Raw genomic sequence first — 24,116 nt, 5'->3', positions numbered from 1 at the left:
TTTCTTTATTGTATCCAAGAAACGTCAATAAAGAGTCAAAAATAAATTTAATTTTTAATAAAGCAAAAAATAATGAGGGAGAAACTTTTTGACTTTTTTTTGACGCTTTTTCTTTAGAATTGTAAAATGAATAACAATGGAAATAGAAAGGAATGTTTTCATATGTCTGCTGATGTAATCTTAACCCACTTTAACCAGTTGTTTTGTCCAAATGATCTAGGCCATCCCCTCTATGGAAAAGAGATGGCAGAAGCGCAAATCCTTTCCGATGCTTATATTGCTATTAAGGATGGAAAAATCCTCGCAGTTGGGACAGGTCAACCAGATCCAGAACTGATCGATGACCATACGGAAGTAAAATCCTGTGAAGGAAAAGTTGCGACTCCTGGTTTGATCGACTGCCACACTCACTTGGTCTATGGAGGCAGTCGTGAACATGAATTTGCGAAAAAGTTAGCGGGTGTTTCCTACTTAGACATCCTCGCTCAAGGCGGTGGAATTCTGAGCACTGTTCGGGCAACTCGTGAAGCATCTTTTGACAATCTCTATGACAAGTCTAAACGACTGTTGGACTATATGTTGCGTCATGGAGTGACCACCGTTGAAGCTAAAAGCGGCTACGGTTTGGATTGGGAAACGGAAAAACGACAACTAGATGTAGTAGCTGCCTTGGACCGTGACCATGAAATTGATCTGGTTTCAACCTTTATGGCAGCCCATGCGATCCCGACAGAGTATAAGGGCCGTTCTCAAGAGTATTTAGACCTTATTATTGAGCAAATGCTTCCAAAAGTGAAGGAAGAAAAGTTAGCTGAATTTTGTGATATCTTCTGTGAAAAGGGTGTCTTTACAGCAGATGAGTCCCGCTATCTTCTGTCAAAAGCCAAGGAAATGGGCTTCAAGTTACGGATTCATGCGGATGAAATCGAGTCCATCGGTGGTGTTGACGTGGCGGCTGAATTGGAATCCACCAGTGCAGAACACTTGATGGTAATTACCGATGAAGGCATTCAAAAACTAGCCGCAGCAAAAGTTATTGGCAATCTGTTGCCTGCTACAACCTTCAGCCTCATGGAAGATACCTATGCACCGGCTCGTAAGATGCTGGATGCTGGGATGGCCATCACCCTAACAACAGATAGCAATCCAGGATCCTGTCCGACAGCCAATCTCCAGTTTGCCATGCACCTCGGTTGCTTCATGATGCGTTTGACGCCAGTTGAGATTCTCAATGCGGTAACTATTAATGCAGCTTATTCAGTAGATCGTGCCAAAACCATTGGATCTTTTGATACTGGGAAACAGGCCGATATCACGATTTACGATGCACCAAATCTAGATTATCTCTTCTATTTCTTTGCAACTAATTTGGTGACAGACGTCTATAAAAATGGTAAGAAAGTTATTTGATTCTCTCGTTTCAAATGTGACCTAAATAGAAAAAAATCCCCTCATCAACTGATTCTGATGAGGGGATTTTAGTGCTGAGAAAAGTATTTCCAAAGGGAGTTGCAAAGCTTTAAATTCCAACCTTGACATCTGGGAATCTCTCAGACACCTGTGCAAAAAGAGTGTAGAGTTGTTCTTCAGCATTCTTCTTATTCTTAATGGCTAGGCGGTGCTGTTTCTTTGGTTTGTCCTTGCGGATGTAGCACAATTGGAAGATTGAGCGAGCAATCCCTGATTGACGAACTCGAGTGACATGTAAGTATAGTTGTTGAACCTCTCGTAAATCAATCGTTTGCGTTCCTCTGAAATAGGTAATCAAATGATTTTTGTACAAGATAACTTTTAAGTCTTGATTGTAGTAGCTGGCTTCATCAGACAGGCAGGACAGATCTCCTTGGAGTTCGGGATAGTTTTGGTGGAGTTCCTGATAGGAAGCAATGGTCCGTTTCCGAACGGAGAAGCTGGCTACGACCATTATGATAGAAAGTCCAGCAAGAGCAGCTGAACCAATTAAGAGGAATAAGGAGTCTTTGTTGTACTCTGTAAGGCTTAAGTAATAGCTGGTCGTCATATTAAGTGACACGACAGAAGTCGGGTCGAGAAGGGAATGGATGTAGTCGCTATAGCCGACAAGGCGACCGTTACGAGACGTATTTTTGCTATCCTTTGCCAAAGGGGCTAATTGCGTTCCCTTTAGTTGATAAGGATGGGTCTGCAGTTCCCCATTTTTTGCCTTATCAATGACCTCTTTAATCGTCGCATCGTCTTTTTTGGCCTCGATCCCTGCAAACTTACCATCGTTTTGGTTATCGTACTGGACGATATAGAGGACGTGGCCGTTGTCCACAGTTCCGACAGGTTCTCGTGTAATATCATAGACTTGCATCGTTACAGGATCCCCAGACTTTTCTGCCTCCGCAAAACTCGTAGAAGGGTTCTGGCGTCCCATCCATAATGAAAATACTAATCCTGCGAATGCAAGAAAGACAAAGGCAAGCACCAGACCTGACACAAATCCTTTATTGCGTTTTTCCTTTATCATACCGATCTCCTTTAGTTTGATATCTAAAGTATATCATGAAAGATTTTATGTGACAAGGAAATTTATAGATAGCTGATTTCAAAGGCTTTTTGAGTGGTCTAAGCAAAAAGCTGTTTGTAAAATGATTGAAAAATACTTTGATTTTAGAAGAGATTTGAAACTTTTTATAAAAAACTATATTTTTTTTAATTTTTTCTATATACAAAAAGCTAAATTATTGATAGAATAGAAAAGAATTGAATTAAATTTGGTTCGCGTTCGTTCTGTCTTCATGTTAGTGAAACAGAATGTTTATAACCTAAATATTTGCACTGGATTCTAATTCATCAGAATCATAGCTAGAATTTGAGAGGAGACAATATGACTGTTGATTTTAACAGCAAAGCTTACTTGGATAAAGTGGATGCGTGGTGGCGTGCAGCCAACTACATTTCGGCTGCTCAAATGTACTTAAAAGACAACCCATTGTTGAAACGTGAAGTGGTTGAAAACGACTTGAAGGCTCACCCAATCGGACACTGGGGAACTGTACCAGGACAAAACTTTATCTATGCTCACTTGAACCGTGCCATCAACAAATACGACTTGGATATGTTCTACATTGAAGGACCAGGTCATGGTGGACAAGTTATGGTGTCCAACTCTTACTTAGATGGTTCTTACACAGAATTGAATCCGAATATCCCACAAAATGAAGAAGGATTTAAACACCTATGTAAAATCTTCTCATTCCCAGGAGGGATTGCCTCTCACGCGGCACCTGAAACTCCAGGATCTATCCACGAAGGTGGAGAGCTTGGTTATGCTCTTTCTCACGCAGCTGGAGCTGTTTTGGACAATCCAGATGTGATTGCTGCAACCGTAATCGGTGATGGTGAAGGGGAAACTGGTCCATTGATGGCTGGTTGGTTGGCTAATACCTTCTTGAACCCAGTTAACGATGGTGCTGTTCTTCCAATCTTCTACCTCAACGGTGGAAAGATCCACAACCCAACGATCTTCGAACGCAAAACAGACGAAGAATTGGCCCTCTTCTTTGAAGGTCTTGGATGGAAACCAATCTTTGCAGACGTAACAGCTATTTCTGACGACCACGAAGCAGCTCATGCTTTGTTTGCAGAAAAATTGGACGAAGCGATTGAAGAAATCAAGAAAGTCCAAGCAGAAGCTCGTAAAGGATCTGCAGAAGAAGCAACTCAACCAGTATATCCTGTCTTGATTGCTCGTATTCCTAAAGGTTGGACTGGACCAAAAGCTTGGGAAGGTACACCAATCGAAGGTGGATTCCGTGCGCACCAAGTTCCAATCCCAGTAGATGCTCACCACATGGAGCATGTAGATGCCCTCCTTTTATGGTTGGAATCTTACCGTCCAGCTGAATTGTTCGACGAAACTGGTAAATTACTTCCTGAAATTGCCGAAATTGCACCAAAAGGTGACCGTCGCATGGCTATGAACCCAATCACAAACGCAGGTGTCATCAAACCCATGGACACTGCTGATTGGAAGAAACATGCCTTCAAGATCGAAACACCAGGTGCTATCATGGCCCAAGATATGATCGAGTTTGGTAAGTATGCAGCAGATCTTGTGGATGCGAACCCAGATAACTTCCGTATCTTTGGACCAGATGAAACCAAATCAAACCGTCTTCAAGAAGTCTTCACTCGTACAAGCCGTCAATGGTTAGGACGTACGAAACCAGACTACGATGAAGCTTTGAGCCCCGCTGGACGTGTCATTGACTCTCAATTGTCAGAGCACCAAGCAGAAGGAATGCTCGAAGGATATGTCTTGACAGGTCGTCACGGATTCTTCGCTTCTTACGAATCATTCCTTCGTGTCGTAGACTCTATGATTACTCAACACTTCAAATGGTTGCGTAAATCTAAGACTCACACGACATGGCGTAAAAACTACCCTGCCTTGAACTTGATTGCGACTTCAACTGTTTTCCAACAAGACCACAATGGCTACACTCACCAAGATCCAGGTATCTTGACTCACTTGGCTGAGAAAACTCCTGAATACATCCGTGAATACTTGCCAGCAGATACCAATAGCTTGCTTGCAGTGATGGATAAAGCCTTCAAGGCAGAAGACAAGGTAAACTTGATCGTAACTTCAAAACACCCACGTCCTCAATTCTACTCAGCTGATGAGGCAGAAGAATTGGTTCGTAAAGGATACAAGGTGATCGATTGGGCATCAACTGTGTCAGCAGATGAAGAGCCAGATCTTGTCATTGCAGCTGCAGGTACAGAGCCAAACTTAGAAGCTCTTGCTGCCATCACAATCTTGCACAAGGCCTTCCCAGAATTGAAGATCCGCTTTGTCAATGTGGTAGATATCTTGAAATTGCGTCACCCATCCGTCGATGCGCGTGGACTTTCAGATGAAGAGTTCGACAAAGTCTTCACAACTGATAAACCAGTAATCTTTGCCTTCCACGGTTACGAAGGTATGATCCGTGACATCTTCTTTAACCGTCACAACCATAACCTTCGTGTACATGGTTACCGTGAAAACGGAGATATCACAACACCATTCGATATGCGTGTGATGTCTGAATTGGATCGCTTCCACTTGGCACAAGATGCAGCCAATGCAGCTCTTGGAGCAGAAGCAGCTGAATTCGCAGCTCAAATGGACGAAACAATTGCCTTCCACAATGCTTACATCCGTGAACATGGTGATGATATTCCAGAAGTACACAACTGGAAATGGGAAAACGTAAATAAATAAGTTTATTCCAAAAGAAATCAGAAGTTATTCTGGTTTCTTTTTTTATAGATAGTATTGTAAAAGATCCAAAAGCTCTTATCCAATTATTATGAATAAGAGCTTTTAATTTTAAGTAGTCAATTTTGTTTCTTCCACCCAAACGCTACGGACAAAGAAGAGGCTGATAAGGGCGAGAATTAGGAAGATCCCTGCGACATAATAGTAGGGTTGGTCCAGAGTTGTCGAACGACCCGATAGATTGACAATGCCTCGGTAGAGGGCCCCCGTAGTTGCCGTAGCAACCGCTGAGTTCCAAAGGTTGAGAGTGATTCGAGAAAGACCTTTAATCACTAACTGGATAGCCACTAGTAGGGCACCACCAATCAAAGGAATCAAGAAGAGGTAGTGCATGAAAGCAGAGGTCTCCCCAAAACTAAAGTGTTCGTAGATGCGACTTCCGACAAAGAAGAAAGCTGAGATCAGAGTGTAGCAGAGGATGGTTTTTTTCAACCGTTGTTTGATAGGATTAGTAACCGATGTAGACAATGTCACTCACCGCCCTTTCTGAGATAGTACCATTTGTTGTTGGTTTGTTCATAACTTGGCCGTTGAAGTAAAGGGTAGAAGAACCACCACCGTCCAGGTTATAGGCTGTTTTAACGCCATAAGATTTCATCACTTCAGCTAATTGGTAGAGAGAAAGACCTTCACTCTCTGAAGTACGTCCATCTGAGACGACAATGATGTAGCGGTTTTCATCGATGATCCCGATGGCTGTTCGTGGGTTAGAAGACATGGATTGACCTACTTCCGAATTAGTATCAACGACAATTTCCCCATCTTCAACCAAGGAAGGTCCGAAGGCAAGGAGATTGACGACCCCATCTTTGACCAATTGCTCAGCTGAGATTTCATCTTCGTAAATAATCTTGAAGGAACCATCCTTATAAATGGCTAGGTCGCCATTGCTAGAGTCTTCACGAACCGTATCGCGATAAACCACTCCGTTTCGGATGACATAGCCGGTACTATTGGCTCCGTAGTAGTCACCATTGACGGCTAGAATAGCATTATTCTCAGCTGCCGTGACAGATGTCTTAGCTGTCACGTTTGTTCCATAGGTATTTTGGGCTAGAGCCGTCTTGAGATAGTCTGAGGAGCTAACCGTAATATCTGCAATGTAAACCTGGGTATTTTCAACTGTTTTTTCTGTCAAGTTTACCTGGATATTGTCATCGGAGTAACTGCTATCTGTAGTTGTCGCAGAAGCCACAGCTTGTTTAGCAGCTTTAGTATCAGTAGTCGTTGCTTTGACGGTTTGGATAGCATCCGATAAGACGAAGGTCTTGAGCATAGAATAGCTGAAGGAGCTTGTTAGCAGGATACCAAAACAAGCAGCGTAAGTATAAGATTTTTTAAAGAATTTCATGAGTAGGTGCAGTCCTTTCCTTGAAAATGATTTTTTTCTGAATCAGCCATGAGACGACGAAAAGCAAGAGTCCGACGATCACCTTGCTGAGGAGCAAATGGAGACCGAAGCTTGTATAGAAAAGTCGAATCAAGAGGGTATCGAGAATAAAGAGTCCAATAGCAAGTCCCAAGTAACCACTTCCGGTTCGGGCCACGCTGTCTTTGTTCTTAAAGACGAGACGTTTATTGGTCGAGTAGTTAAAGATAGAGCTCGTCACACGAGCAATCCCGTTTGCCAGGAGAATCCGAAGACTAATCGGCACCGCCATCATCACGAAAAGGAAAAAGGCATAGACCAGATAGTCAACGATAAAGCTACTTAGAGAGGAGAGAGCGAACTTGAACATGTCCTTGTAAATCATGAGGCCATCTCGAACAGGGCGGAAGTGGGACCCTTCATTGTCATTGATATAGACTGTTTCAATTGGAACTTCTAAGATGGGAAATGTCTTGCTCGCTGCAAGGAGCACATTCATTTCGTACTCATACCGTTGTCCCTCAATTTCTAACATAAAAGGAATCATGTTAGTTGTAAAGGCTCTAAGGCCAGTCTGCGTATCCGTCACAGGGACCCCTGTTTGTTGCTTGAACAAGAAGCGGGTCAACTTATTTCCAAAAGCAGAACGCAAAGGAACCTTGCCTGAAAAGGCGCGTGCCCCTAGAATCAATTGGTTCGGATTTTCTTGCGATTGATTGGCCACACGGAAGATATCCCATACCTTATGTTGGCCATCGGCATCGGCAGTGATGACTGTCCCGTATTGCCCTTGCTCTTGAATGTAGGTGTAGGCTGTTTTGAGAGCTCCTCCTTTACCAAGGTTCACTTCGTGGTGAAGAACGGTAGCTAGCCCGTCTAATTTTTCAAAAATAGCTTGGCACTCCTCAGAACTACCATCGTCCACAACGATAATGGAGAAGTCACATTTTTCTCTCAATTTTTGAACCAGTTTGAGAAGTTTTTGATCGGGTTGATAAGCGGGGATGACTAAATAATTCATAAGCGTTCCTCGTTTCTTGTTTGTGATGAAGGTATTATAACGGCCCTTTCTTAAAGCTAACTGATATCAGTTTTCTTTAAGGAAAGGGAGAGATTCCCTTGCTGTAAAAAATCATAGAGAGCAATAGTAGGAAAAGAAATCTTTTTAAAAAGAATGAAGAGAACGTGTTTTTACTTGCCTTCTATCCTAAAGTCTGGTATAATAGTTTCTTGTGAGCAAACCTCACTTACCCCTTGCGAAGACTTGGGGTCATTAGACCAAAAGGAGGAACATATCAATGGCTAAATACGAAATTCTTTATATTATTCGTCCAAACATTGAAGAAGAAGCTAAAAACGCTTTGGTAGCACGCTTTGACTCTATCTTGACTGACAACGGTGCAACTGTTGTTGAATCAAAAGATTGGGAAAAACGTCGTCTTGCATACGAAATCCAAGATTTCCGTGAAGGACTTTACCACATCGTAAACGTTGAAGCGAACGACGATGTAGCTCTTAACGAGTTCGACCGTCTTTCAAAAATCAACGGTGACATTCTTCGTCACATGATCGTAAAAGTTGACGCGTAAGCCCTAACGAATAAAGAAGGTGACTAATGATTAACAATGTTGTACTTGTAGGTCGTATGACTCGAGATGCTGAACTTCGTTATACCCCTCAAAATCAGGCTGTTGCGACATTCTCACTTGCTGTTAACCGTAATTTTAAAAACCAAAATGGTGAACGAGATGCGGACTTTATCAACTGTGTGATTTGGCGTCAACAAGCTGAAAATTTAGCAAATTGGGCTAAAAAGGGTGCCTTAGTTGGGATTACAGGTCGTATCCAGACTCGTAATTATGAGAATCAGCAAGGTCAACGTGTTTATGTCACTGAAGTCGTAGCGGACAGCTTCCAATTGTTGGAAAGCCGCGCGAATCGTGAAGGACAAGCTGGTGGAGGCTATGCTTCAGCTGGAGGATTTGTAGGAAATGCAGCTCCAAGCTTTGGAGGATCTGAACCATCGAACGCAACACCAAACTTTGGACGTGATGACAATCCATTCGGAGCTAATCCAATGGACATCTCGGATGACGATCTACCATTCTAAGAATGGGTTTAACGAATTAAAACTATAAAGGAGAAATAAACATGGCTCAACAACGTCGTGGCGGATTCAAACGCCGTAAAAAAGTTGATTACATCGCAGCAAACAAAATTGAATATGTTGATTACAAAGATACTGAGCTTCTTAGCCGTTTCGTTTCAGAACGTGGGAAAATCCTTCCTCGTCGTGTAACTGGAACTTCAGCGAAGAACCAACGTAAAGTAACAACAGCTATCAAACGCGCTCGCGTAATGGCTTTGATGCCTTTCGTAAACGAAGATTAAAGAAAAGACCCTTACGGGTCTTTTTTTCACGAGCCTAGAAATGTGAGAGCGAGTTGAGGTCCGGGTGACCTCTTTTTCATGAGCTTGAAAACAAGAGAGCGAGTGAGACCCTTACGGGTCTTTTTTTCAGGTCCGGGTGACCTCTTTGACCTTTCCCAAGCTCTAATCATGCTATAATGAGGGGAGAAATGTATCAAGGAGCGCAACATGAAGGAAAGTACGATCATCAGAAGGATGATGAAATCTGATATTGAAGAGATCTCTCAAGCCTTTATCCATCAAGGGTGGCCGGGTAGAGAGGATATCTTGACCAGCTATTTGCAGGATCAGGAGAATGGAGAGAGGGACGTATTAGTAGCTGAGTCGGATGGATTTGTGGCAGGTTATATAACTATATTGCCTGATGCCAAGCACGGTCCTTTCGTGGGAGTCTATCCTGAACTAACTGATTTTAATGTTTTTGAGCCATTTAGAAATCGAGGAATTGGGAATCAACTCCTAGAGGAGGCGGAAAAAAGAGTCGGGCTACTGTCAGAGATTGTTACTTTAGGGGTTGGTTTACACTCGGGTTATGGCCCAGCTCAAAGGCTTTATGTTAAACGGGGGTATATCCCAGATGGATCTGGAATTTGGTTTAGGGATCAGCCCTTGGCCCCTTACAGTCCATGTGAGAACAAAGATGACTTAGTCCTCTATTTTTCAAAAAGATTGAACAGGGAAATACAGTAAAACAAAAACGGATGAAAACTTCATCCGTTTCTTTTTAGCGTCGTTGAGGTGCTGTATTGGCGCTCTTGATATTGTATTTTTTCTTCAAATAGTAGCGGAGGAGAAGAGCACCACCACCGAGTAAGAGCATGAACCAGTTTGGTACACGCGGATTGAGGAATTGTGGGAGCAAAGCAGTGACCATGAGAATCACAACCCAAAGGATCATCGCCAACATTAGGATAGGAAGTGACTTGGTTAAAGCAGGCCGTTTCATTCCACGTTTAGAAACTTCGTAGTATTGGTAGAAGTAGTAATACATCAAATAGAGCACAACCCCACCAGCCAAGCTACCAAGAGTCAATGTGAGGAGTCCATAAGTGGTTCCCTGAGGAGCAAATAAGTTCATGAAGGCTGAAATGGCAGCAAAGAGACCAAAGACAAGAAGGAAAGAATCTGTGATCATGAGATGAGGAGCATCATTCTCTTTTGGATGCTCTTTTTCGTAGCGTTCTTTATCACTAAAAGCATTGGCCCAAGCAGTTGGCGCTCCAAAGAGAGTTCGCGCTGTTACTCCTTTTGGTTGGTTTTCAAAGATAGCTGGAAGAATTTCTTCAATCAGGCTAGTAGCCTCTTCTTCTGTTTTGCCGTTTTCAATCAATTGGTGTTTAGCGATGCGAACGAATTCTTGATTTTTTTTACTTAATTGGGTCAAATCAAATTGAGACATACATACTCCTTAGTGTTATTAGTAGGTGTTAGAACCATTTTTTATGGATGAGGTAGACAACGAGCGATCCGGTCATGGCAAAGGCAATAAAGATAATGAGCCAGAAAGCATTAGGTTCTCCGTTGAGGGGGAGATCATTGTTCTTAAAGTTCATGCCATAAGCCGAGAAGATCATGGTTGGGATGGACATGACGATGGTCACCATGGCCAAGGTTTTCATGATATTGTTCTGGTTGTTGGAGATGATTGATGCGAAGGTATCTGTCATAGAGTGGAGAATGTTTCCATAAATATCTGCCATCTCAATGGCCTGTTGAGTTTCGATCAAGGTATCTTCCAACAAGTCCTCGTCTTCCAGGTATTTCTTGATGTTACTAGTGGCACTGGTCAATTTCTTGATCACGCGCTCATTGGTTTTCAGAGAGGCCTTGAAGTAGACGATGGTCTTTTCTAATTCCATCAGTTCAATCAGCTCTTCGTTTCGAGTCGACTTGTGCAGTTGACTTTCAATCTGTTCACTCTTACGATCCAGGGTACGAAGTGCGGTCAAGTAGAGCTCAGCATTGCGATAAAGGATCTGGAAGATGAAGCGGGATCGCATGAAGGTATAGAAATTCCGCAAGCGACGATTGATAAAGGTGTCTAGGAGAGGCAACTCTTCCAAGCAAGTGGTGATGATAGCCTCTTCTGTTAGGATAATCCCCAAAGGGATGGTGACATAGTAGGTCTGATTGTTCCGCTCTTCCTTGATGGGAACGTCTACGATGATCAAGGTATACTCATCTTCGATGGTCATACGAGACATTTCTTCCGCATCGAGCGGTGCCCGTAAGTCGGCAATATCGATGTTAAAAGCAGAAGCGATTTCCATCGACTCACTTTGAGAAGGGTTGACAAGGTTGATCCAGCTACCGGGTTCCAGTGTCTCTATTTCTTTAAATTCAGTCGTTGTTGATAAAAAGACCTGTTTCATGGTGCCTCCCCTTGTTTTTTTACACCTTAACATTATAACAGAAAAAGCACGCTTTTGGATAAAAGAATGCTGAAAAATTTGATATAATGAAGGATAAATAAATTGATGAAAAGTGGAAGAAATGCTCGATAAAATTGTCATTCATGGAGCGCGTGCTCATAATTTAAAAAATATTGATGTTGAAATCCCTCGAGATAAGCTGGTTGTGGTCACTGGTCTATCAGGTTCTGGGAAATCGAGCTTAGCCTTTGACACTCTCTATGCAGAAGGACAAAGACGTTATGTAGAGAGCCTGTCAGCCTATGCTCGTCAGTTTTTAGGAAATATGGAAAAACCCGATGTGGACTCGATTGATGGCCTAAGTCCAGCCATTTCCATTGACCAAAAAACAACCAGCAAAAATCCGCGGTCAACGGTTGGAACGACAACAGAAATCAACGATTACTTACGCCTTCTCTATGCTCGTGTGGGGACTCCTTACTGTATCAATGGCCATGGAGCGATTACGGCTTCTTCGGTCGAGCAGATCGTTGACCAAGTTTTGGAATTCCCGGAGCGCCAACGCCTGCAAATCTTAGCGCCTATTGTTCGTAAGAAAAAAGGCCAGCATAAGAATATCATCGAAAAGGTGCAAAAAGACGGCTATGTCCGGGTGCGTGTGGATGGCGAAATCTTTGATGTGACAGAGGTCCCAGAATTATCCAAAAGCCAACAGCACACAATTGAGGTTGTCGTAGACCGGATTGTCATCAAAGATGGCATTCGGTCCCGTCTCTTTGATTCGGTCGAAGCGGCGCTTCGGATCGCAGATGGCTATGTGGTCATCGATACCATGGATGAAAATGAACTGCTCTTTTCAGAGCACTACGCTTGCCCGGTTTGTGGCTTTACCGTCCCTGAGTTGGAACCTCGTCTCTTTTCATTTAATGCCCCCTTTGGCTCTTGTCCAGATTGTGATGGACTAGGAATCAAGCTAGAGGTTGACTTGGATTTGGTTGTTCCAGATGCTAGCAAGACTCTCCGTGAAGGAGCTCTGGCACCATGGAATCCGATTTCTTCTAACTACTATCCTCAGATGTTGGAGCAGGCCATGATCCAGTTTGGGATTGATATGGACAAGCTATTTGAAGACTTGTCTCCAGAAGAGCGACACTTGGTTTTCTATGGTTCTGAGGGCAAGGAATTCCATTTCCATTATGAGAATGAATTTGGTGGGGTTCGCGATATTGACATTCCTTTTGAAGGGGTCGTTACCAATATTAATCGCCGTTACCACGAAACGTCTAGCGACTTTACTCGCAATCAGATGTTGTCCTACATGAATGAATTGACTTGTGCTACCTGCCATGGGTATCGCTTGAATGACCAGGCCTTGTCTGTCCGAGTAGGAGGAGAGAAGGGGCTACATATTGGGCAAATCTCGGACTTGTCCATTGAGGACCATCTTAAGGTGGTAGCTGATCTCAAATTAACCAAGAATGAGGAGACCATTGCTCGACCGATTCTCAAAGAAGTCAAGGATCGTTTGACCTTCTTGAACAATGTTGGCTTGAGCTATCTGACCCTGTCTCGCTCGGCCGGGACTCTATCTGGGGGAGAAAGTCAGCGGATTCGCTTGGCGACCCAGATCGGATCCAACCTCTCAGGTGTCCTCTATATCCTGGATGAGCCTTCGATTGGCCTTCATCAGCGGGACAATGACCGCTTGATTGCCAGTCTCAAGAAGATGCGTGATTTGGGCAATACCTTGATCGTTGTCGAACACGATGAGGATACGATGAGAGAGGCTGATTACCTGATCGACGTCGGTCCAGGAGCCGGTGTCTTTGGAGGCGAGATTGTTGCGGCTGGAACACCTAAGCAGGTAGCCCGCAATAGCAAATCCATCACCGGTCAGTACCTCTCTGGAAAACGGGCTATCCCCGTACCAACGGAACGGCGGGTAGGTAACGGTCGCTTTATCGAGCTAACAGGGGCTGCTGAAAATAACTTAAAAGAGGTGACAGCGCGTTTCCCGCTGGGTAAATTCATTGCTGTTACTGGCGTTTCTGGCTCAGGGAAGTCCACCTTGGTCAACAGTATTTTGAAAAAAACGCTGGCGCAAAAATTGAACCGCAATTCAGAGAAACCCGGGAAATACAAAACCATTTCAGGTGTCGAGCACATTGATCGACTGATTGATATCGACCAAAGTCCGATTGGCCGCACTCCACGCTCCAATCCAGCTACCTATACAGGTGTATTTGACGACATTCGCGATCTCTTTGCCCAAACCAATGAAGCCAAGATTAGAGGCTACAAAAAAGGCCGCTTTAGTTTCAACGTCAAGGGGGGCCGGTGTGAGGCTTGTTCGGGAGATGGCATCATTAAGATTGAGATGCATTTCCTACCGGACGTCTATGTACCGTGTGAAGTCTGCCATGGGCGACGCTACAACAGTGAAACCCTAGAAGTTCACTATAAAGAAAAGAACATCTCCCAGATTTTGGACATGACTGTCAATGATGCAGTGGATTTCTTTAAACATATTCCAAAGATTAATCGCAAGTTGCAGACGATCAAGGATGTCGGCTTGGGCTATGTGACCCTGGGACAGCCGGCAACGACACTTTCAGGAGGAGAAGCCCAGCGGATGAAGTTGGCTTCTGAGCTTCATAAGCGTTCGACAGGTAAGTCTTTTTATATTTTGGATGAGCCGACAACAGGACTTCATACAGAGGATATCTCTCGTTTGCTCAAGGTTTTGGAACGGTTTGTGGATGATGGCAATACCGTTTTGGTTATTGAGCACAACTTAGATGTCATTAAGACAGCGGACCATATCATCGACTTAGGACCAGAAGGTGGTGTCGGTGGTGGTACCATTATTGCGACAGGAACACCAGAAGAAGTAGCCAGCAACCCAGCTAGCTTTACAGGACAGTATTTGAAAGGGAAATTACAATGAACCAACGAATTACAAATCTACGAACTAAAATGAAGGCACAGGATCTAAAAGCTGTCCTCATTAACAACTTGAAAAATGTCTACTATTTGACAGGTTTCTGGGGATCAAATGGGACTGTTTTGGTGACAGAAGAGCGCGTGGTCCTCTTCACCGATTCGCGCTATACCATTCATGCCCATGCGACTTGTTTCCCCTTTGTTGAGATTGTTGAAACCCGCAATGAATTGGAAGAAGCAGCAAAAATTGTCAAAGACGCAGCGATCCAAGAACTTGGCTTTGAGGATGAGATCACAGTTGCCTACCATACCCGTCTAGCGACCGCTTTCTCAGGAGTCGCTCTAAGAGCCTTGTCTGATTTTGTAATGGAGTTTCGTTTGATTAAAGATGAGACAGAAGTAGCAACCATCCGCAAGGCTTGCAGTATTTCAGATCAAGCCTTCCTAGATGTGCTGGAGTTTATCAAGGTTGGCCAAACAACAGAATTAGAAGCGGCGACCTTCCTCGATTTCAGAATGCGGGAATTGGGAGCGTCAGGTGTATCCTTTGATATCATATCCGCTGCGGGAGAGCGCTCTGCTATGCCCCATGCGACTCCAAGTGATCGCATCATCTCTGCTGGGGATGCCTTGACCTTGGACTTTGGCTGTCTTTACAACCATTACGTCAGTGATATGACCCGGACCATTTATGCAGGTCATGTCAGCGACAAGGAAAGAGAAATCTACGAAACGGTCTTGAAAGCCAACCAAGCTCTCATTTCTGAAGCCAAGGATGGACTCGGTTTCCGTGATTTTGATAAAATTCCTCGAGATATTATTGAGGCTGCAGGATACGGCCAGTACTTTACTCATGGAATTGGACATGGTATTGGCTTGGACATCCATGAAGAGCCTTATTTCAGTCAAACTTCCAAAGAAGTTATCAAGGCCGGCATGGTCTTGACAGATGAGCCAGGAATCTACATTGAAGGCCTATCTGGTGTTCGGATTGAAGATGATCTCCTGATTACGGAAACCGGTTGTGAAGTCTTGACCTTGGCACCGAAAGAATTGATTGTGATCTAAGGAAATTTGCAGAGACAGATTTGAGAAATTTGAGCATTTGTGATAGAATAAAGAGTAATATATTTTTAAAAAGAGGTATGAAAACATGATTGAAGCAAGTAAGTTGAAAGCTGGTATGACCTTTGAAACAGCTGATGGAAAATTGATCCGCGTTTTGGAAGCTAGCCACCACAAACCAGGTAAAGGAAACACGATCATGCGTATGAAATTGCGTGATGTTCGTACTGGTTCAACTTTTGATACAAGCTACCGTCCAGAAGAAAAATTTGAGCAAGCTATTATTGAAACTGTACCAGCTCAATACTTGTATAAAATGGATGATACAGCTTACTTCATGAATACTGAAACATATGACCAATATGAAATTCCTGTTGTCAATGTTGAGAACGAATTGCTTTACATCCTTGAAAACTCAGAAGTGAAAATCCAATTCTACGGAAGTGAAGTGATTGGGGTGACGGTTCCTACAACTGTTGAATTGACAGTTGCTGAAACTCAACCATCTATTAAAGGTGCTACAGTGACAGGTTCTGGTAAACCAGCTACAATGGAAACAGGTCTTGTGGTAAACGTTCCAGACTTCATCGAAGCAGGACAAAAATTGATTATCAATACAGCTGAAGGAACTTACGTTTCTCGTGCCTAATCAGCTCTAAAATAGGTCTGATAGAAAGGAACTTCTATGGCAACTGAACAATACGGCGAAATCGTCATTGCACCTCGTGTGCTAGAAAAAATTATTGCGATTGCGACTGCAAAAGTAGATGGTGTTCATTCTCTTGAAAACAAGAGTGTATCGGATAGCCTTTCAAAACGTGCTCTAGGACGTGGGGTTTACCTTCGTACACAAGAAGATGGTCAAATCTCTGTTGATATTTACCTTTATCTAGAGTATGGTGTAGCAGTCCCTAAAGTAGCGGTTGCGATCCAAAAAGCAGTAAAAACAGCTGTCTACAATATGGCAGATGTCACCTTGGATGATGTCAATATCCATGTGGTTGGAATCGTGACTGAAAAAGCAGCGAAACCTGATTTGAAAGATTTGTTTAATGAGGATTTCCTCAATGACTGATATTTTATTTGAATCACGTCGTGATCTACGGGAGCGTGCCTTTCAAGCTCTAATGAGTTTAGAGTATGAAGGGGATGTTGTAGAAGCGTGTCAATTTGCTTTTACTCATGACAAAGAGGAAACTGACCAGGAAGTGGGAATTCCAGCTTTTCTACTCAATTTGGTATCTGGTGTTCGTCAATCAAAGGATGAATTGGATCAACAGATTGCCCAACACTTGAAAACTGGATGGACCGTCGAACGCTTGACTCTAGTGGAGAAAAACATTCTTCGTTTGGGTGTGTTCGAAATCACTTCCTTTGATACCCCTCAGCTGGTTGCAGTGAATGAAGCAATTGAATTAGCTAAAACATTTTCAGATGAGAAATCTGCTCGGTTTGTGAATGGTGTCTTAAGTCAATTCGTAACGGAAGCAGAATAAGATAGAAAAGAAACCACCTTTGAGGGTGGTTTCTTTTTGAGTATAGAGCTTTGCTTGATCATGATAAGGAAAAAGACTGGTACAAAAGTTCGGTCTTCTCAATTGACTTTGGATTGTCTAACAAGACGCAGTGGTTGAGTGGGCTCTACTGCGCTGATTTTATCAGCTTTTACAGCCCTACTCAACTGTGCGGAGGTGGGACGACGAAATCGAATTCTAACGAATTACCGATTTCTGTCCCACTCTCTTTTAAACACTTTTTCCTGGTAAAACACTAACAGGGAGAAAATAGCCTGTTGTTTTTACATCTTTTCCTTCGATTTTTTGAAGGAGAAGGTCGACCGTCAGACGAGCAATCTCTTGTAAGGGTTGCTTGATGGTGGTGAGACGGGGGAAATAATTTTCGATAAAGTAGGTCCCGTCGTAGCCAATGATTTTTAGGTCTTCTGGAATGGCAATGCCGAGTTCGTCAGCGATTTTCATCACCAAAATAGCCGTTAGATCATCAGATGCGAAGATGGCATCCGGTTTTTGCTGGGTCAAGATGGACTTGATTTCCATTTCTTTGCGAATAGGTGAATAATCGCTAGAAACATTAATGATTTGTGCTTCTGGCAGGACTGAAGCAAAACCAGCATGCCGGAGTCCAGTTGGGGAATTGGAGTTATCATTCCCGGTAATCATGATAATCTTTTGTGCTCCTGTCTTGGCAAGGGTTTCCGCTGCAAGGACGCCACCAGCGTAGTTATCTGAGGAAACAACAGGGATCTCAGGGGATAGGTTTCGGTCAAAAGCGATGATAGGAGCTGTAACCCGGTTATAATCTTCAATTCCCAGATTATGACTACCAGAAATAATACCATCTACTTGATTGGCTTCTAACATTTCGATGTATTCACGTTCTTTTTCAGAATCATGCTCGCTATTACAAATAATGGTTTTGTACCCATGTTTGAACAGTTCTTCTTCCAGTTTATCGATTAATTCTGCATAGAAGACATGGCTGATTTTTGGGAAGATTAAGCCGATTAACTTGGCTGATTTTCCTTGTAGGCTCCGAGCAATCGTATTAGGCTTATAGCCCAATTCCCTCATGGCCTCATTGACTTTTGAGACAGTTTTTTCAGATAAATAGCCCTTTTTGTTAATGACTCGTGAAACTGTCGTGGGGCTGACGCCAGCTAATTTGGCGACATCAGTGAGTTTTGCGACCATAGTCTAGTTCATAGTATGTTCCGGTAGGTGTTCCGGATTTGATCAAAATACCAGTTTGATCAGCATGCGGGAAGACACGACCAGAGAATACTTTTTCTCCTTTGTTGATAAAAATTTCAAAAATAGAATTATCAATGAAAATAGTAGCGGTAGTAGCTTGGTTTTCGATCGGACAAGTACGAGTGGTCCCAAACTCTTGGGCATACTGTTCGCCGGCTTGGCTACGGTCGACAATGACTTGACCATTTGCAATATCGAAAGTAATAGAAAGTCCTTTGCCTTCTTTATCTGCAAGGAGAACAATCTCACTTTTGCTATTAGCTTCAAAGGCTAATTCTAACTCGTAGCAATTATTGGTTGTTTCCTTGTTTGTAAATTCGGAAGAGGTGGAGCGGAGCTCTTTTACAGCTTCGACCGGATATTGATAAAGTTTACAATCCTGAATAGTTAGCTCTTTGACCAAAGAGAAGGCTCCTTGGTGGTCATAGCGATCGGATGGGTAAGCGACATCTGGTAAACCTAACCAGCTAACCGTTAAGGCTCTTCCATCAGGAGTGTTGAAGCCTTGAGTTGCATAGGCTTCGAAGCCGTAGTCCAAGTTGTGTAATTCAGATACGTCAACGAGACGAGCTTGTTCAGGATCAAAAGAAGCCCCAATCTTATACATATTTGGGTAGATGTTATCGTAATCGAGAACTGCTTTGTCCAAGCCTTGAGGGCAATACAGAAGGACAGGTTGCTCGCCGACGAAGACCAAGTTAGGACATTCCATCATATAAGCTGTACGATCATTGTTGAAATCAAGATTGCCTACTTCAACCCAGTTGGTATAATCGTTATTCACCGCTTTGTAAAGGCGAACGAATCCTTTTTTCTCAAGATCTTGACCACCGACGATGGCATAGTATTGATCTTTGAATTTAAAAATTTGTGGGTCGCGGAAATGATCGGTAGCATCCTCTGGTTGATCAATGAGGATTTGGTCGATTTTTTCGAGGTTTCCATCCTGGTCTAAAAGGGCCCCGATTTGGTAGGGATGACGGATCCAGTTCTCGTCTCGTACATTTCCTGTATAGAATAAGAAAAGTTTATCATCGAATTGCATAGCCGAACCAGAATAGGCTCCGTGGCTATCCAAAGGTGTGTCTGGTAAGACTTTAAGACCAGTTTCTTTAAAATGAACTAAATCATCACTTTCCAGTTGTACCCAAGACTTCAATCCGTGAGCGGCTCCAAAGGGAAAATTCTGGTAAAAGAGAATCCATTTACCATTAAAATAGGAGAAACCGTTCGGGTCATTTAAAAGGCCAGTTTTGGGTTCGACATGGTAATGAGTATGCCAAGGAGAATTAGCCATGTTTTCTTTAATTTGTTTCTTTTCTTCTTCGGTCCAGTCTTCATACCGTTTGTACCGAAGTTCTGTTGTCCATTCCATTTGACTCCTCCAAAATTTTTCTTACTTCCATAGTACCGATTTCTATAAAAAAAAGCAAGACTTTGGCCAAAGAATTGAGAAAAAATGTCAAACGTTTATCATAAAATTTAGTAGTGAGTACTAGATTGAGTTTTTGAAAACAAATGAAAATATGAAAGTTTTTGAAAATTTAAAAACCGTAGTAAGTCTATATTCTATGGTATACGGGCATTGGGACGGTTGAAAATAAAAAGTACTATTTTCAAACCATCAAAAATTACAAATAAATACCAAAAACTTTCTGCAAAACGGTTGACATATTCTTGATACGTGGTACAATTAAATGCGTAGAGACGGGTGAACCGTTTTCAAAACAATAAAAAATAAGGAGATTTTTGCAAATGTCAAATACAGAAATTGCAAAAAAAGTCATCGATGCGATCGGTGGAGTTGAGAACGTCAACAGTGTTGCTCACTGTGCGACTCGTCTTCGTGTGATGGTGAAAGATGAAGCGAAAGTCGACAAAAATGCTGTCGAAAATATTGAAAAAGTTCAAGGAGTTTTCTTTAACTCAGGTCAATACCAAATTATTTTTGGTACTGGAACTGTAAATAAGATCTATGATGAAGTTGTCGCTCTTGGATTGCCAACTTCAACTAAGGCTGAGATGAAAGCAGAAGCCGCTAAACAAGGAAATTGGTTCCAACGGGCTATCCGTACTTTTGGTGATGTCTTTGTACCAATCATCCCAGTTATTGTTGCGACAGGTCTCTTCATGGGTGTCCGTGGACTCTTGAATGCCCTTGGTGTGACTCTTCCAGAAGATGTTACGACTTATACTCAAATCTTGACAGATACGGCCTTTATCATCTTGCCAGGTCTTGTCGTTTGGTCAACTTTCCGTGTATTCGGTGGTAACCCAGCCGTTGGTATCGTTCTTGGTATGATGCTCGTTTCTGATTCGCTTCCAAATGCCTGGGCTGTTGCGTCTGGTGGTGAAGTAACTGCAATGCAGTTCTTCGGATTTATCCCAGTTGTAGGTTTGCAAGGTTCAGTTCTTCCAGCCTTCATTATCGGTGTTGTCGGAGCTAAGTTTGAAAAAGCAGTTCGCAAGGTTGTTCCAGATGTACTTGACCTCTTGGTAACACCGTTCGTAACACTCCTTGTAATGTCAATTCTTGGATTGTTTGTTATCGGACCAGTCTTCCACGTTGTTGAAAACTACATCCTCATTGGAACTAAAGCAATTCTTAACTTGCCATTCGGACTTGGTGGTTTCTTGATTGGTGGAGTTCACCAATTAATCGTCGTATCAGGTGTTCACCACATCTTCAACTTGCTTGAAGTTCAATTGCTTGCTGCTGACCATGCTAACCCATTCAACGCTATCATCACAGCTGCCATGACTGCTCAAGGTGCTGCGACAGTAGCCGTTGGTGTGAAAACTAAAAATCCTAAACTTAAAACACTTGCTTTCCCAGCTGCTCTTTCTGCCTTCTTAGGTATTACTGAGCCTGCGATTTTTGGGGTTAACTTGCGTTTCCGTAAACCATTCTTCCTTTCATTGATTGCAGGTGCTATCGGTGGTAGTTTGGCTTCACTTCTTGGTCTTGCTGGTACTGGTAGTGGAATCACAATCATTCCAGGTACAGTGCTTTATGTAAATGGTCAACTCCCACAATACTTCCTTATGGTAGCAGTATCATTTGCTCTTGGTTTTGCTCTTACTTACATGTTTGGTTTTGAGGATGAAGAACCTGAAACTGTAACTGAAAGTGTTACAACAGATCGTTTTGTTGAGGAAGCTGTGACTGGAACCGTTCCTGCAACTCTTCAAGATGAAACCATTATTTCACCAATCATTGGGCAAGCTGTTGCTTTAGAAAATGTGAATGACCCTGTATTCTCAAGCGGTGCGATGGGTCAAGGGATTGCAGTGAAGCCTTCTGAAGGTGTCGTTTATGCTCCTGCAGATGCAGAAGTAACCATTGCTTTTGCGACTGGACATGCCTTCGGTTTGAAGACAGCCAATGGTGCTGAAATCTTGATCCACGTTGGGATTGATACTGTTTCAATGAATGGTGACGGTTTTGAGCAAAAAGTTGCACAAGGTGACAAGGTTAAAGCTGGTGATGTTCTTGGAACATTTGATTCTGCTAAAATTGCAGCAGCTGGTCTTGATGATACAACAATGGTCATCGTTACAAACACAGCTGACTATGCTTCAGTAACTCCAGTAGCTACTGGTGAAGTTGCTAAAGGCGATGCGATTATTGAAGTAAAAGCATAATTTAAAATATGATTGCTCAAGGACTGGTTAGGGTATCCTCCAGTCCTTGAATTTTGTTTGGAGATGAGGTTTGGAATAAAAAAGTTGCTCACCTAATGTTGAAACATAAATAAGAGTAGTTTTTTCTTTAAGGAATAGAAGTGAACCGTTTTCCTTTATGATATAATAGAAAAAAGAGAATTGAAGAAGAGGATTGATATGACTAAATTATATGGAAGTCTTGAAGCTGGTGGAACAAAGTTTGTTTGTGCTGTAGGTGACGAAAATAATAACGTCATTGAAAAGACACAGTTTCCAACAACAACCCCTATTGAAACCCTTGATAAATGTATTGAGTTTTTCTCTAAATTTGAAAGCCTTGCTGGTTTAGCGATTGGTTCATTTGGACCGATTGATATTGATAAAAATTCAAAAACATATGGTTTTATTACAACAACTCCCAAACCCCATTGGGCGAATATTGATGTGGTAGGGGCTTTCCGTCGTGCATTAAATGTACCGATTTACTTTACAACGGACGTAAATAGCTCGGCATATGGTGAAGTTGTCGCTCGTAATAATGCGGGTGCACGGATTGAAAACCTAGTCTACTATACAATTGGTACAGGGATTGGTGCAGGTGTCATCCAGCGTGGTGAATTCATTGGTGGAGTAGGACATCCTGAGATGGGCCATTACTATGTTGCCAAACACCCAATGGATGTTGAAAAAGAATTTAATGGTGTGTGTCCATTCCACAGAGGCTGTTTAGAAGGTCTTGCGGCTGGTCCAAGCTTGGAAGCTCGTACTGGTATTCGTGGGGAAAATATCGAACTCAATAGCTCTGTATGGGATATCCAAGCCTACTATATTGCTCAAGCTGCTGTCAATGCGACTGTAACCTTCCGCCCAGATGTGATTGTATTTGGTGGAGGAGTGATGGCACAACAGCACATGTTGGATCGCGTTCGTGAAAAATTCACAGTATTATTGAACGGCTACTTACCAGTTCCAGATGTTCGTGACTACATCGTGACTCCTGCGGTAGCTGGAAATGGTTCAGCAACCTTGGGTAACTTTGTCTTAGCAAAACAAGTCAGCAAAAAAGACTAATCAGGTAAGGCTGAATCAACAAAAAGCATGAAATGCTAGGGGAGGGAGTTCTTCGTCGGGAAGATGGATGAATGACCTTCTCTTTTTTAAGCAAGAGAGGAGAAAAGATGGAAAAAGCCATTATGAAGAATCCCTTCTTTTTGAGTCAAGTATCTGAAGAAGCTACAAAAGAGGATTTGTATCTGGCGCAAGATTTACAAGATACCTTACGAGCTCACCAGGATTCCTGTGTTGGCATGGCGGCCAATATGATTGGTGTACGCAAGCGAGTGATCATTATCCAATTTGGTTTGATGCCCTTGGTTCTCTTTAACCCTGTTCTAGTCAAGAAAGAAGGAGTTTATGAGACAGAAGAGGGGTGCCTTTCTTTGGCAGGGAGCCGAAAAACGAGCCGCTTTGAAAAGATTCAGGTCTCCTATCTCGACATGAATTGGAAGCCTCAGCTCATAAGCTTAGAAGGTTTTGCGGCTCAGATCTGCCAGCATGAGCTAGATCACCTGGAAGGGATTTTGATCTAGGTCCAGTTGCTGCTTATTAAGGAATCGATCGAAGAGAAATTGTTGATGAAAAAAGAATATTTGTTCTATGAACGGGTTAGACCATTTTTTGTGTCCCATCCCTATTATCTTTCTTTATTAAAGTGGGCTAACCGCCTCGTCACCCTCCTGATGCCACTCCTTTACTTTTATGTTCTTTGGGCAGCCTATCTGAAAGCTTCCGAGCTTTGGGTTGTTCTTGCCTATCTGTTGGTTCCAGCCTCTGGCTTTATTTTATTGAGTGTCATTCGAAAAGCAATCAATTGGCCCCGTCCCTATGAGCTTGGTGCATTTCCACCTCTCTTAGAGAGAGAAGGCAAGGGGAGTTCTATGCCAAGTCGGCATGTTTTTTCGGCGGCAATCATTTCGACGGTAGCTTGGGGTGTGAATCCTCTTCTATCGAGCCTAGGTCTCTTCTTGGCTCTGCTATTGGCAGGAGTTCGTGTTCTGGCGGGACTCCATTTTGTCCGTGATGTCGTAGTCGGATTTGTCGTTGCACTCCTATGGGGAATTGTCAGTTTTTCTCTATTAGGAATTTTCTGATAGAGGCTGGATGAGAGAAGTAAGAAATGATTAAAAACTGCCTAACTCAGTTAGGCA

General features: G+C 42.8%; 23 protein-coding genes. 15 read left to right on the top strand and 8 right to left on the bottom strand.

Annotation, left to right across the window (positions count from 1 at the left end; all coding sequences use genetic code 11):
- The first annotated feature begins 162 nt into the window (after positions 1-162).
- Complete coding sequence (gene hutI, locus I2D56_RS00160) at positions 163-1,410, top strand: imidazolonepropionase (protein WP_195347704.1); 1,248 nt, start codon at positions 163-165, stop codon at positions 1,408-1,410.
- Between the two features lie 109 nt (positions 1,411-1,519).
- On the opposite strand, the gene I2D56_RS00155 is transcribed toward hutI, so the two are convergent.
- Positions 1,520-2,491: a hypothetical protein gene (locus I2D56_RS00155; RefSeq protein ID WP_195347703.1), complete on the bottom strand. Its 972-nt coding sequence runs from the start codon at positions 2,489-2,491 to the stop codon at positions 1,520-1,522.
- 360 nt (positions 2,492-2,851) lie between these two features.
- Between I2D56_RS00155 and I2D56_RS00150 the strand changes: the two genes are divergently transcribed.
- The gene (locus tag I2D56_RS00150) at positions 2,852-5,236 is read left to right on the top strand and encodes a phosphoketolase (RefSeq protein WP_195347702.1); all 2,385 of its coding nucleotides are present in this window, start codon (positions 2,852-2,854) and stop codon (positions 5,234-5,236) included.
- A gap of 108 nt (positions 5,237-5,344) precedes the next feature.
- Here I2D56_RS00150 and I2D56_RS00145 read toward each other — a convergent pair whose 3' ends face one another.
- From I2D56_RS00145 to I2D56_RS00135, 3 genes are read right to left on the bottom strand one after another with little or no spacing between them, the layout of a single operon-like run.
- Positions 5,345-5,761 carry a hypothetical protein gene (locus I2D56_RS00145; RefSeq protein ID WP_081697810.1) on the bottom strand — a complete coding sequence of 139 codons (417 nt, stop codon included), beginning with the start codon at positions 5,759-5,761 and terminating at the stop codon, positions 5,345-5,347.
- Positions 5,742-6,644 carry a phosphodiester glycosidase family protein gene (locus I2D56_RS00140; RefSeq protein WP_023024271.1) on the bottom strand — a complete coding sequence of 301 codons (903 nt, stop codon included), beginning with the start codon at positions 6,642-6,644 and terminating at the stop codon, positions 5,742-5,744. The genes I2D56_RS00145 and I2D56_RS00140 overlap by 20 nt, the downstream gene beginning before the upstream one ends.
- Positions 6,631-7,683 (bottom strand): bifunctional glycosyltransferase family 2/GtrA family protein, encoded by a 1,053-nt coding sequence (locus I2D56_RS00135; RefSeq protein WP_023024269.1) that lies wholly within the window; start codon positions 7,681-7,683, stop codon positions 6,631-6,633. Before I2D56_RS00135 ends, I2D56_RS00140 begins: the two co-directional genes overlap by 14 nt.
- 277 nt (positions 7,684-7,960) lie before the next feature.
- Here I2D56_RS00135 and rpsF point away from each other — a divergent pair, with 277 nt between their 5' ends.
- From rpsF to I2D56_RS00115, 4 genes are all read left to right on the top strand, one after another.
- A complete protein-coding gene (gene rpsF / locus I2D56_RS00130) occupies positions 7,961-8,251 on the top strand; it encodes a 30S ribosomal protein S6 (RefSeq protein ID WP_023024266.1) in 291 nt (96 codons plus the stop codon).
- A 26-nt stretch (positions 8,252-8,277) separates the two neighbouring features.
- The gene (locus I2D56_RS00125) at positions 8,278-8,772 is read left to right on the top strand and encodes a single-stranded DNA-binding protein (RefSeq protein WP_195347701.1); all 495 of its coding nucleotides are present in this window, start codon (positions 8,278-8,280) and stop codon (positions 8,770-8,772) included.
- Between the two features lie 41 nt (positions 8,773-8,813).
- Positions 8,814-9,053, top strand: a complete 240-nt coding sequence (rpsR, locus tag I2D56_RS00120) for a 30S ribosomal protein S18 (RefSeq protein ID WP_000068664.1) — start codon at positions 8,814-8,816, stop codon at positions 9,051-9,053.
- Between the two features lie 207 nt (positions 9,054-9,260).
- The gene (locus I2D56_RS00115) at positions 9,261-9,782 is read left to right on the top strand and encodes a GNAT family N-acetyltransferase (RefSeq protein WP_195347700.1); all 522 of its coding nucleotides are present in this window, start codon (positions 9,261-9,263) and stop codon (positions 9,780-9,782) included.
- A gap of 34 nt (positions 9,783-9,816) precedes the next feature.
- Here I2D56_RS00115 and I2D56_RS00110 read toward each other — a convergent pair whose 3' ends face one another.
- Positions 9,817-10,491 (bottom strand): DUF1129 family protein, encoded by a 675-nt coding sequence (locus tag I2D56_RS00110; RefSeq protein WP_048716414.1) that lies wholly within the window; start codon positions 10,489-10,491, stop codon positions 9,817-9,819.
- A gap of 28 nt (positions 10,492-10,519) precedes the next feature.
- Positions 10,520-11,464, bottom strand: a complete 945-nt coding sequence (locus tag I2D56_RS00105; RefSeq protein WP_006597173.1) for a magnesium transporter CorA family protein — start codon at positions 11,462-11,464, stop codon at positions 10,520-10,522.
- Positions 11,465-11,585: 121 nt separating this feature from the next.
- Here I2D56_RS00105 and uvrA point away from each other — a divergent pair, with 121 nt between their 5' ends.
- The 5 genes from uvrA to nusB all read left to right on the top strand — a co-directional run bounded on the left by uvrA (position 11,586) and on the right by nusB (position 16,968).
- Entirely contained in the window at positions 11,586-14,411 is a 2,826-nt protein-coding gene (uvrA, locus tag I2D56_RS00100; RefSeq protein ID WP_195347699.1) for an excinuclease ABC subunit UvrA, read from the top strand.
- Entirely contained in the window at positions 14,408-15,475 is a 1,068-nt protein-coding gene (locus I2D56_RS00095) for a M24 family metallopeptidase (protein ID WP_129270093.1), read from the top strand. The genes uvrA and I2D56_RS00095 overlap by 4 nt, the downstream gene beginning before the upstream one ends.
- An 85-nt stretch (positions 15,476-15,560) precedes the next feature.
- Positions 15,561-16,121: an elongation factor P gene (efp, locus tag I2D56_RS00090; RefSeq protein ID WP_006595686.1), complete on the top strand. Its 561-nt coding sequence runs from the start codon at positions 15,561-15,563 to the stop codon at positions 16,119-16,121.
- 36 nt (positions 16,122-16,157) lie between these two features.
- The gene (locus I2D56_RS00085; protein WP_006595687.1) at positions 16,158-16,547 is read left to right on the top strand and encodes an Asp23/Gls24 family envelope stress response protein; all 390 of its coding nucleotides are present in this window, start codon (positions 16,158-16,160) and stop codon (positions 16,545-16,547) included.
- On the top strand, positions 16,540-16,968 hold the full coding sequence (gene nusB / locus I2D56_RS00080; protein ID WP_195347698.1) for a transcription antitermination factor NusB: 429 nt from the start codon (positions 16,540-16,542) through the stop codon (positions 16,966-16,968). Before I2D56_RS00085 ends, nusB begins: the two co-directional genes overlap by 8 nt.
- A 249-nt stretch (positions 16,969-17,217) precedes the next feature.
- Here the strand turns inward: nusB and I2D56_RS00075 are convergent, their stop codons facing one another.
- Together I2D56_RS00075 and I2D56_RS00070 are read right to left on the bottom strand one after the other, a co-directional pair.
- Positions 17,218-18,183, bottom strand: a complete 966-nt coding sequence (locus I2D56_RS00075; protein WP_129270095.1) for a LacI family DNA-binding transcriptional regulator — start codon at positions 18,181-18,183, stop codon at positions 17,218-17,220.
- Positions 18,164-19,618, bottom strand: coding sequence for a sucrose-6-phosphate hydrolase (locus tag I2D56_RS00070; RefSeq protein ID WP_195347697.1), 1,455 nt, complete (start codon positions 19,616-19,618; stop codon positions 18,164-18,166). The genes I2D56_RS00075 and I2D56_RS00070 overlap by 20 nt, the downstream gene beginning before the upstream one ends.
- 380 nt (positions 19,619-19,998) lie before the next feature.
- On the opposite strand from I2D56_RS00070, the gene I2D56_RS00065 reads away from it, so the two are divergent.
- The 4 genes from I2D56_RS00065 to I2D56_RS00050 all read left to right on the top strand — a co-directional run bounded on the left by I2D56_RS00065 (position 19,999) and on the right by I2D56_RS00050 (position 24,059).
- On the top strand, positions 19,999-21,888 hold the full coding sequence (locus I2D56_RS00065; RefSeq protein ID WP_195347696.1) for a sucrose-specific PTS transporter subunit IIBC: 1,890 nt from the start codon (positions 19,999-20,001) through the stop codon (positions 21,886-21,888).
- A 198-nt stretch (positions 21,889-22,086) separates the two neighbouring features.
- The gene (gene scrK, locus I2D56_RS00060) at positions 22,087-22,980 is read left to right on the top strand and encodes a fructokinase ScrK (protein ID WP_135782755.1); all 894 of its coding nucleotides are present in this window, start codon (positions 22,087-22,089) and stop codon (positions 22,978-22,980) included.
- A 107-nt stretch (positions 22,981-23,087) separates the two neighbouring features.
- Complete coding sequence (locus I2D56_RS00055; RefSeq protein WP_195347695.1) at positions 23,088-23,498, top strand: peptide deformylase; 411 nt, start codon at positions 23,088-23,090, stop codon at positions 23,496-23,498.
- Between the two features lie 45 nt (positions 23,499-23,543).
- Positions 23,544-24,059 carry a phosphatase PAP2 family protein gene (locus tag I2D56_RS00050; protein ID WP_048691120.1) on the top strand — a complete coding sequence of 172 codons (516 nt, stop codon included), beginning with the start codon at positions 23,544-23,546 and terminating at the stop codon, positions 24,057-24,059.
- Positions 24,060-24,116: the final 57 nt, after the last annotated feature.

Source organism: Streptococcus australis, from assembly GCF_015553625.1.
GTDB classification, from domain to species: domain Bacteria; phylum Bacillota; class Bacilli; order Lactobacillales; family Streptococcaceae; genus Streptococcus; species Streptococcus australis_B.
The sequence above is the reverse complement of the archived record's forward strand: the minus strand, read 5'-3'. Positions and strand labels throughout refer to the sequence as shown.

Bases quoted from the DNA above. Each gene is read 5' to 3' on its own strand.
- hutI (WP_195347704.1), top strand. From the start codon at position 163: ATGTCTGCTGATGTAATCTTAACCCACTTTAACCAGTTGTTTTGTCCA.
- I2D56_RS00155 (WP_195347703.1), bottom strand. From the start codon at position 2,491: ATGATAAAGGAAAAACGCAATAAAGGATTTGTGTCAGGTCTGGTGCTT.
- I2D56_RS00150 (WP_195347702.1), top strand. From the start codon at position 2,852: ATGACTGTTGATTTTAACAGCAAAGCTTACTTGGATAAAGTGGATGCG.
- I2D56_RS00140 (WP_023024271.1), bottom strand. From the start codon at position 6,644: ATGAAATTCTTTAAAAAATCTTATACTTACGCTGCTTGTTTTGGTATC.
- I2D56_RS00135 (WP_023024269.1), bottom strand. From the start codon at position 7,683: ATGAATTATTTAGTCATCCCCGCTTATCAACCCGATCAAAAACTTCTC.
- rpsF (WP_023024266.1), top strand. From the start codon at position 7,961: ATGGCTAAATACGAAATTCTTTATATTATTCGTCCAAACATTGAAGAA.
- I2D56_RS00125 (WP_195347701.1), top strand. From the start codon at position 8,278: ATGATTAACAATGTTGTACTTGTAGGTCGTATGACTCGAGATGCTGAA.
- rpsR (WP_000068664.1), top strand. From the start codon at position 8,814: ATGGCTCAACAACGTCGTGGCGGATTCAAACGCCGTAAAAAAGTTGAT.
- I2D56_RS00115 (WP_195347700.1), top strand. From the start codon at position 9,261: ATGAAGGAAAGTACGATCATCAGAAGGATGATGAAATCTGATATTGAA.
- I2D56_RS00110 (WP_048716414.1), bottom strand. From the start codon at position 10,491: ATGTCTCAATTTGATTTGACCCAATTAAGTAAAAAAAATCAAGAATTC.
- I2D56_RS00105 (WP_006597173.1), bottom strand. From the start codon at position 11,464: ATGAAACAGGTCTTTTTATCAACAACGACTGAATTTAAAGAAATAGAG.
- uvrA (WP_195347699.1), top strand. From the start codon at position 11,586: ATGCTCGATAAAATTGTCATTCATGGAGCGCGTGCTCATAATTTAAAA.
- I2D56_RS00095 (WP_129270093.1), top strand. From the start codon at position 14,408: ATGAACCAACGAATTACAAATCTACGAACTAAAATGAAGGCACAGGAT.
- efp (WP_006595686.1), top strand. From the start codon at position 15,561: ATGATTGAAGCAAGTAAGTTGAAAGCTGGTATGACCTTTGAAACAGCT.
- I2D56_RS00085 (WP_006595687.1), top strand. From the start codon at position 16,158: ATGGCAACTGAACAATACGGCGAAATCGTCATTGCACCTCGTGTGCTA.
- nusB (WP_195347698.1), top strand. From the start codon at position 16,540: ATGACTGATATTTTATTTGAATCACGTCGTGATCTACGGGAGCGTGCC.
- I2D56_RS00075 (WP_129270095.1), bottom strand. From the start codon at position 18,183: ATGGTCGCAAAACTCACTGATGTCGCCAAATTAGCTGGCGTCAGCCCC.
- I2D56_RS00070 (WP_195347697.1), bottom strand. From the start codon at position 19,618: ATGGAATGGACAACAGAACTTCGGTACAAACGGTATGAAGACTGGACC.
- I2D56_RS00065 (WP_195347696.1), top strand. From the start codon at position 19,999: ATGTCAAATACAGAAATTGCAAAAAAAGTCATCGATGCGATCGGTGGA.
- scrK (WP_135782755.1), top strand. From the start codon at position 22,087: ATGACTAAATTATATGGAAGTCTTGAAGCTGGTGGAACAAAGTTTGTT.
- I2D56_RS00055 (WP_195347695.1), top strand. From the start codon at position 23,088: ATGGAAAAAGCCATTATGAAGAATCCCTTCTTTTTGAGTCAAGTATCT.
- I2D56_RS00050 (WP_048691120.1), top strand. From the start codon at position 23,544: ATGAAAAAAGAATATTTGTTCTATGAACGGGTTAGACCATTTTTTGTG.